This is a genomic window from Alsobacter sp. SYSU BS001988, from assembly GCF_054796215.1.
In genome coordinates this window covers 84,841-91,496 of record NZ_JBTAMK010000013.1, presented here as the reverse complement: position 1 = coordinate 91,496, position 6,656 = coordinate 84,841, and the positions used below count along the sequence as shown (strand labels likewise).

At 69.6% G+C, this 6,656-nt stretch carries 6 protein-coding genes; 5 read left to right on the top strand and 1 reads right to left on the bottom strand.

Going from position 1 to position 6,656, the window contains the following annotated elements; all coding sequences use genetic code 11:
- Window positions 1–116: 116 nt before the first annotated feature.
- A complete protein-coding gene (locus ACYVO7_RS19790; protein WP_460451532.1) occupies window positions 117–1,766 on the bottom strand; it encodes an ABC transporter substrate-binding protein in 1,650 nt (549 codons plus the stop codon).
- A gap of 443 nt (window positions 1,767–2,209) precedes the next feature.
- Between ACYVO7_RS19790 and ACYVO7_RS19785 the strand changes: the two genes are divergently transcribed.
- The 5 genes from ACYVO7_RS19785 to ACYVO7_RS19765 all read left to right on the top strand — a co-directional run bounded on the left by ACYVO7_RS19785 (window position 2,210) and on the right by ACYVO7_RS19765 (window position 6,617).
- The gene (locus ACYVO7_RS19785; RefSeq protein ID WP_460451531.1) at window positions 2,210–3,757 is read left to right on the top strand and encodes a trimethylamine methyltransferase family protein; all 1,548 of its coding nucleotides are present in this window, start codon (window positions 2,210–2,212) and stop codon (window positions 3,755–3,757) included.
- A 106-nt stretch (window positions 3,758–3,863) separates the two neighbouring features.
- Window positions 3,864–4,058, top strand: a complete 195-nt coding sequence (locus ACYVO7_RS19780; RefSeq protein ID WP_460451530.1) for a CsbD family protein — start codon at window positions 3,864–3,866, stop codon at window positions 4,056–4,058.
- A 1-nt stretch (window position 4,059) separates the two neighbouring features.
- Entirely contained in the window at window positions 4,060–4,236 is a 177-nt protein-coding gene (locus ACYVO7_RS19775) for a DUF1328 domain-containing protein (RefSeq protein ID WP_460451529.1), read from the top strand.
- 251 nt (window positions 4,237–4,487) lie between these two features.
- Window positions 4,488–5,567: a class I SAM-dependent methyltransferase gene (locus tag ACYVO7_RS19770; protein ID WP_460451528.1), complete on the top strand. Its 1,080-nt coding sequence runs from the start codon at window positions 4,488–4,490 to the stop codon at window positions 5,565–5,567.
- Between the two features lie 57 nt (window positions 5,568–5,624).
- Window positions 5,625–6,617, top strand: coding sequence for a cation diffusion facilitator family transporter (locus tag ACYVO7_RS19765; protein WP_460451527.1), 993 nt, complete (start codon window positions 5,625–5,627; stop codon window positions 6,615–6,617).
- Window positions 6,618–6,656: the final 39 nt, after the last annotated feature.

Here is a 6,656-nt window from a genome sequence, read left to right as displayed (position 1 = left end):
CCCCCCCCCCCCCCCCCCCGCCCGCGGCCCCCCCGCCCCCCCCCCCCCCCCGCCCCCGGCCCCCCCCCCCCCCCCCGAGGTCGTGGGGGCCGCGCCCGCGGGCCGGCCCGTCCGGATCACGCGTCGAGCGACATCTTCCAGGCGAACATGTAGTTCGTCGGATGCATGGAGAAGCCCTTCACGCGCTTGTCCATGAAGGTGAAGGTGGAGCGGAACACCGGCTGAACCAGCGGTCCGTCCTCCTGCATGATGGCCTCGAGCTTGGCCACGGTCTCCTTGCGCTTGGTCAGGTCGAGCGTGCCTTCCGCTTCGGCCAGCAGCGCGTCGAACTCCTTGTTGGAGTAGCCCGACTCGTTCCACGGCACGCCCGTGCGGTAGGCGAGGCCCAGGCACATGATCGACAGCGGCCGGTGGTACCAGATCGTCGTTCCCATCGGGACCTTCGTCCAGACGTCCCAATAGGCGGCGCCCGGCATCGGGGTCAGCTTGATGTTGATCCCGGCTTCCTTCCACATCTCGATGCAGGACTCGGCCTGGGCCTGGAACCAGGCGTGGTCGTTGGGGACGATCAGCTCGGAGGACACGCCGTTCGGGTAGCCGGCTTCCGCCAACAGCTTCTTGGCGCCGGCCACGTCGCGCTTGAAGGGCGCGATCTTGGCGTAGTCCGGGTGGGCGGGCGAGCAGTGGTGATGCTCGCCGACGACGCCGAGCCCGCGCAGCGCCACCTTGAGCACCACCTCCGGGTCGACCGCCATGCGCATCGCCTTGCGCACCTTGGGATTGTCGAACGGCTTCTGGTCGCAGCGCATCCGGATCACGCCGGTCTCGGCGGTCGGCACGTCGTAGAAGGCGAGGTGGGGCAGCGTCTTCAGCGCGTCGTACTGGCCGGGATCGGCGAACATGAGGCCGTGGATCTGCTTGGACGCCAGGGCCGCGATGGCGGCGCTGGCGTCGTCGCCGACGTCGATCTGCTCCATCGTGTCGATGGAGGCCGGGCCGCCCCAGTAGTCCTTGCGGGCTTTGAGAACCGCCTTCTTGCCGAGCTCGAACTCGGTGAGCGTGAACGCCCCCGTGCCGATGGAGCCGACCTCGAACACGCCCTTGGAGTCGGGGTGCATGATCGCCATCGGATAATGGAAGAGGTGCTCGGGGACTGCGACCTGCGGCGCCTTGCAGTTCAGCCGGACCGTGTAGTCGTCGACCTTCTCGATCGCGTTCGGGGCCCAGATCTTGGTCGAGGCCTTGCCGTCCACCGTCACGTCGTCGAGGAGGTAGCCCTTGACGAGGCCGATCATCGAGGAGCCCACGGCCGGGTCGAGCACCCGCGTCAGGTTCCAGATCACGTGGTCGGCGGTGAAGTCCTGCCCATTGGACCACTTCACGCCCTTGCGGACGTTGAAGGTCCAGGTCTTCAGGTCCGGACTGACGGTCCATTTCTCGAACAGATAGGGGTGCGTGACGCCCTTCTCGTCCGTGAAGGTCAGGTATTCCAGCACCTGGCGGGAGATGTTGGAGTCGTAGCCGCCCCACGAATAGGTGTGGGGGCTCTTGATCTCCTTGATGCGCGTGCCGATCCGCAGCGTGCCGCCCTTGGCCGCCTGCGCCTTGGCCGGGGTCGCCATCGGCAGGCCCGCCATGGCGTAGGCCGAGGCCGCGGAGACGCCCACGAGGGCCGCGTAGCGGATGAACTCCCGCCGCCCCATGCGCCCGTCGGAAAGCTGCTCTTTCAAAAACCCAAGATGTGGATTGTCGCTGTCATCCGTCATGTCGACCTCCCGAGGCCCGTGTGGTGTCGTCGCCGTCGTGTTCTTGACCGTTCCCGGAGCCGATGTTCGCGCTTCGCAGACCGCGCTGCAACGACTGCTTTTCCGACGTGCGGACAGTCCTTTGCGCAACCTGCGAGGCCCGCCTCCGCCAGGGGGCGACCTCATGGCCGCGCCATGGTTCATCCCGCCGGAGGCGCAAACCCTCTCCCGTCCCTGCGCCGCCGCGCCGATCCTTCGCGGTCTTGGGCGTTTGCGACGGGACGACGCCATGATGCGTTCGGGGCAGCCGCGGTCGCCCGGTCTGTTTGCGACGTTCTCGTGGCTCTGTCCGACATCGGGCGGGGCGGCTTGATTTAAATTCGACGGCGCCCCCCGTCGGGCGCTGGACGGGGTCGCGCAAGCGCGCCCACAATGGCCCGCCACGCGACGCAAAGGGCGGAGCCATGACCCTTCAGCAGGCGGATCGTCCCCACCGGACGGGCCGCGAGAACCGCCAGCGCGCCCGCTCCACCTCGGCCGGGGCGGCCGGGCCGGCCTATATCCGGCGACGGATCCCCACCTACGAGATGCTGGGCGAGGAGGGCCTGACGGCGCTGGAGGTCCACGCCGACCGCATCCTCGCCGAGATCGGCTTCGAGATCCGCGGCGACGACGAAGCCCTGGCGCTGTTCCGGGCGGCGGGCGCCGAGGTCTCCGGCCAGCGGCTGCGCTTCGAGCCCGGCCTGGTCCGCTCGCTCATCGCCGCGACGGCGCCGCGCGAGTTCGTCCAGCACGCCCGCAATCCCGCCCGCTCGGTCGTCATCGGGGGCGACGCCACGGTGTTCGCGCCCGCCTATGGCTCGCCCTTCGTGACGGACATCGACCAGGGCCGCCGCTACGGCGCGCTGGCGGATTTCGAGAACTTCGTGAAGCTCGCTTATGCGAGCCCGTGGCTGCACCATTCCGGCGGCACCGTGTGCGAGCCCGTCGACGTGCCGGTCAACAAGCGCCACCTCGACATGGTCTACGCCCATGCGCGCTGGTCGGACAAAGCCTTCATGGGCTCCGTCACCACCGCCGGGCGCGCCCAGGACAGCATCGAGATGTGCCGGATCCTGTTCGGGGCCGACTTCGTCGACCGCCACTGCGTCATCCTGGGCAACGTCAACGTGAACTCGCCTTTGGTGCTCGACGGCGAGGCCAGCCGGGTGATCCGCGCCTATGCGGCCGCCAACCAGGCGCCGGTCTGCGTGCCCTTCATCCTGGGCGGCGCGATGGGGCCGGTGACCACGGCCGGGGCGCTGGCGCAGTGCTTCGCCGAAGCCATGGTGTGCGTGGCGCTGGGCCAGCTCGAGCGCCCGGGCTCGCCCGCGATCCTCGGCAACTTCCTCTCCTCGATGTCGCTGAAGTCGGGCGCGCCCACCTTCGGCACGCCGGAGCCGGCGCTGGCCTATTTCGCCGTGGGTCAGCTCGCCCGGCGCCTCGGCGTGCCGCTGCGCTGCGGCGGCAATCTGTGCGCCTCCAAGATCCCGGACGCGCAGGCCGCCTACGAGAGCGCCAATTCGATGTGGCCGGCCTTCCTGGCGGGCGCGAACTTCATCCTGCACGCCGCCGGCTGGGCCGAAGGCGCTCTGGCCATGAGCTACGAGAAATTCGTCATGGACGCCGAGCAATGCGGCGTCTTCCACGTGCTCGCGCAGGGGATGGCGCTGGACGAGAACGCCTTCGCGATGGACGCCTTCGCGGAGGTCGGGCCGGGCAAGCACTTCCTGGGTTCGGCCCACACCATGCGCAACGTCGAGACCGCCTTCCACGACCTGCCGAGCTCCGACAACAACTCCTTCGAGCAATGGACGGACGAGGGCGCGCTGGACCTGCCGCGCCGGGCCAACGCCCGCTGGAAGCGCATGCTGGCCGAGTACCAGGCTCCGGCCATCGACCCGGCCGTCGACGAGGCGCTCCGGGACTTCGTGGCCCGGCGGAAATCGGCCATGCCGGACATGTGGTACTGAGGGCGGGGCCAAATTCGTCCCCGATTTCAGCGTCGTCGCAGCCGGGCGAGGGAACTTTGCGAAGGCCAGCGCCGTTCTTCCAGCACCTGAAGCTTGGGAGACGGACATGGACAGCGATCGGATCAAGGGCGCCTTTAATCAGGCGAAGGGCAAGGTCAAGGAAGCGGCCGGCGAGCTCACCGGCGACGCGAAGCTGCAGGCCGAAGGCAAGGGCGACCAGATCAAGGGCAAGGTCCAGAACGCCGCCGGCGGGGTGAAGGACGCGGTCCGCGACGCCGACCGCAAGACCCGGGAGATCTGACATGATCCGCTGGGCTATCGTTTTCCTGGTCATCGCGCTGGTGGCCGCCGCCCTCGGCTTCGGCGGCGTGGCGGGCACCGCCATGGAAGGCGCGAAGATCCTCTTCTACGTGGCCATCGTGCTGTTCGTCGTGTCGGCCGTGATCGGCATGATGCGCGGCAGGCGGCCGACCATCTAGCTCCGCTCACCGCGGATCTCGCGAAGCGGCGTCCCTCGGGGCGCCGCTTTCGTTTGTGCGGGCCGTGCGCAGGGGCGCGCGGCCGGGGCTGCGGCGTGCTATGATCCGCCACCCGCGAGGCCTGATCCGCCGCGCGACGTGCGTATCGCGAGCGGCCCTGCGGGCCTGCGATCGATGGGCCCGGTCCCGCTCACGACCTCTTCCGACGAAACGCGGCGCGCCCGATCGGGCGCGTCCTGATGGAGGGCGTCATGACCGATATCGCGACCCGGACCGCACCGGACGAGCAGAAGATGAACGCGTTCGTCGGGCGGATGCTCGGCGACATGGGCGCGGCCTTCAGCGGCGCGCTGATCCTGATCGGGGACAGGCTGGGGCTCTACCGCGCCATGGCCGACGCCGGTCCGATCGGACCCCAGCAGCTGGCCCTGCGCACCCACACCCACGAACGCTATGTCCGCGAGTGGCTGAACGCCATGGCGGCCTCGGGCTATGTGGAGTTCGACCCGGCCACCGGCAAATATACGCTTCCGCCCGAGCAGGCGGCCGTCTTCGCCGACGGCGACAGCCCCATGTTCATGGCCGGCGCCTACGACATCGTGGCGGCGCTCTATCGCGACGAGCCGAAGGTCACGGCGGCGTTCCAGTCCGGCAAGGGCGTGGGCTGGCACGAGCATCACCAGTGCCTGTTCAGCGGCACCGAGCGCTTCTTCCGCCCCGGTTACAACCAGCACCTCGTGGCCGAGTGGCTGCCGGCGCTGGACGGCGTCGTGGAGAAGCTCGAACGCGGCGCCCGCGTCGCCGATGTCGGCTGCGGCCATGGCGCGTCGACCACGATCATGGCCAAGGCGTTCCCGCATTCGACCTTCTGGGGCTACGACTATCACGAGGCCTCCGTGGCGAAGGCGCGCGAGAACGCGCAGAAGGCCGGCGTGGCCGACCGGGCCACCTTCGAGGTCGCCGACGCCCGCAGCTTCCCGGTGAGGGGCTACGACCTCGTCACCTTCTTCGATTGCCTGCACGACATGGGCGACCCGGTCGGCGCGGCCCGCCACGTCCGCGAGACCCTGGCCCGGGACGGGACCTGGATGGTGGTCGAGCCCATGGCGGGCGACCACGTCCAGGACAATTTGAACCCGATCGGCCGGATCTACTACTCGGCCTCCACCATGCTGTGCACCCCGGCTTCGCTGTCGCAGGACGTCGGGCTCGCGCTGGGCGCGCAGGCCGGCCAGGAGAAGCTCCTCGACGTCATCCGGCAGGGCGGGTTCTCGAAGGTGAGGGTCGCCGCCGCCACGCCCTTCAACATGGTGATCGAAGCGCGGCCCTGAGCCAGGGCGGCCGGGAACGTTCGCCGCCGGCCCTCCGTTGGGGGCCGGAGGTCTCCCATGGCGTCAAGTCACGCGTCCAAGCCCGCCATCTACGCCGCGCTGGCGGGCAACCTGGCCGTCGCCGTGACCAAGTTCGGCGCGGCGGCGTGGACCGGCAGTTCGTCGATGCTCAGCGAGGCGGTGCACTCGCTCGTCGATACGCTGAACGAGGTCCTGCTCCTCTATGGCCTGCACCGCTCGGCCCAGCGGCCGGACGCGGAGCATCCGCTCGGCCATGGCCGAGAGCTCTATTTCTGGAGCTTCGTCGTCGCGCTGCTCGTCTTCGCGCTGGGCGCGGGCGTCTCGATCTATGAAGGCGTGGTCCACCTGCGCGATCCCGAGCCGATCCAGAGCCCGATGGTGGCCTATGCGGTCCTGGCGCTCTCGCTGGTCTTCGAGTCGATCTCGTGGGCGGTGGCCTACCGGCAGTTCCGCGCCTCCAATCCCGACCGGAGGATGCTGTCGGCGATCCGCCGCAGCAAGGATCCGGCGACCTTCACGGTGCTGCTGGAGGATACGGCGGCCGTGATCGGCCTGTGCGTCGCGCTGCTGGCGACCTTCGCGGCGCATGAGCTCGGCAGGCCGGAATTCGACGGGATCGGCTCCCTGGCGATTGGCGGCCTCCTGGCCGTGACGGCGCTGATCCTCGCCCGCGAGACCAAGGGCCTCCTCATCGGGGAGCCGGCCGACCGTGCGATCAGCGACCTCATCCTGCGAGTCGCGCGCGACCAGCGCGGGGTCGCCAGCGCCAACGGCGTGATCACGACCCATCTGGCGCCGGACCAGATCACCGCATCCATCAGCATCGAGTTCGACGACGACCTGCGCACGCCCGACATCGAGCGCGTGGTGGACGCCATCGAGAAAGAGGTGAGGGGGGCCGCCCCCGCGGTCACGATGCTGTTCGTGAAGCCGCAGACGGCGCGGGGCTACGCGTCGGCGCGGGCCCGCCGCTTCGGCGTCGAAGAGCCGCCCGTCTTCGAGACGGCGTCCCGGACGCCCGAGGCGTAGGAAAGGCGGGCCGGCGGCGCGCCAATGGCGCGGGCCGGC

What these genes read in the sequence shown, in the direction of transcription:
- ACYVO7_RS19790 (WP_460451532.1), bottom strand. Translation starts at nt 1,766, where the DNA reads ATGACGGATGACAGCGACAATCCACATCTTGGGTTTTTGAAAGAGCAG.
- ACYVO7_RS19785 (WP_460451531.1), top strand. Translation starts at nt 2,210, where the DNA reads ATGACCCTTCAGCAGGCGGATCGTCCCCACCGGACGGGCCGCGAGAAC.
- ACYVO7_RS19780 (WP_460451530.1), top strand. Translation starts at nt 3,864, where the DNA reads ATGGACAGCGATCGGATCAAGGGCGCCTTTAATCAGGCGAAGGGCAAG.
- ACYVO7_RS19775 (WP_460451529.1), top strand. Translation starts at nt 4,060, where the DNA reads ATGATCCGCTGGGCTATCGTTTTCCTGGTCATCGCGCTGGTGGCCGCC.
- ACYVO7_RS19770 (WP_460451528.1), top strand. Translation starts at nt 4,488, where the DNA reads ATGACCGATATCGCGACCCGGACCGCACCGGACGAGCAGAAGATGAAC.
- ACYVO7_RS19765 (WP_460451527.1), top strand. Translation starts at nt 5,625, where the DNA reads ATGGCGTCAAGTCACGCGTCCAAGCCCGCCATCTACGCCGCGCTGGCG.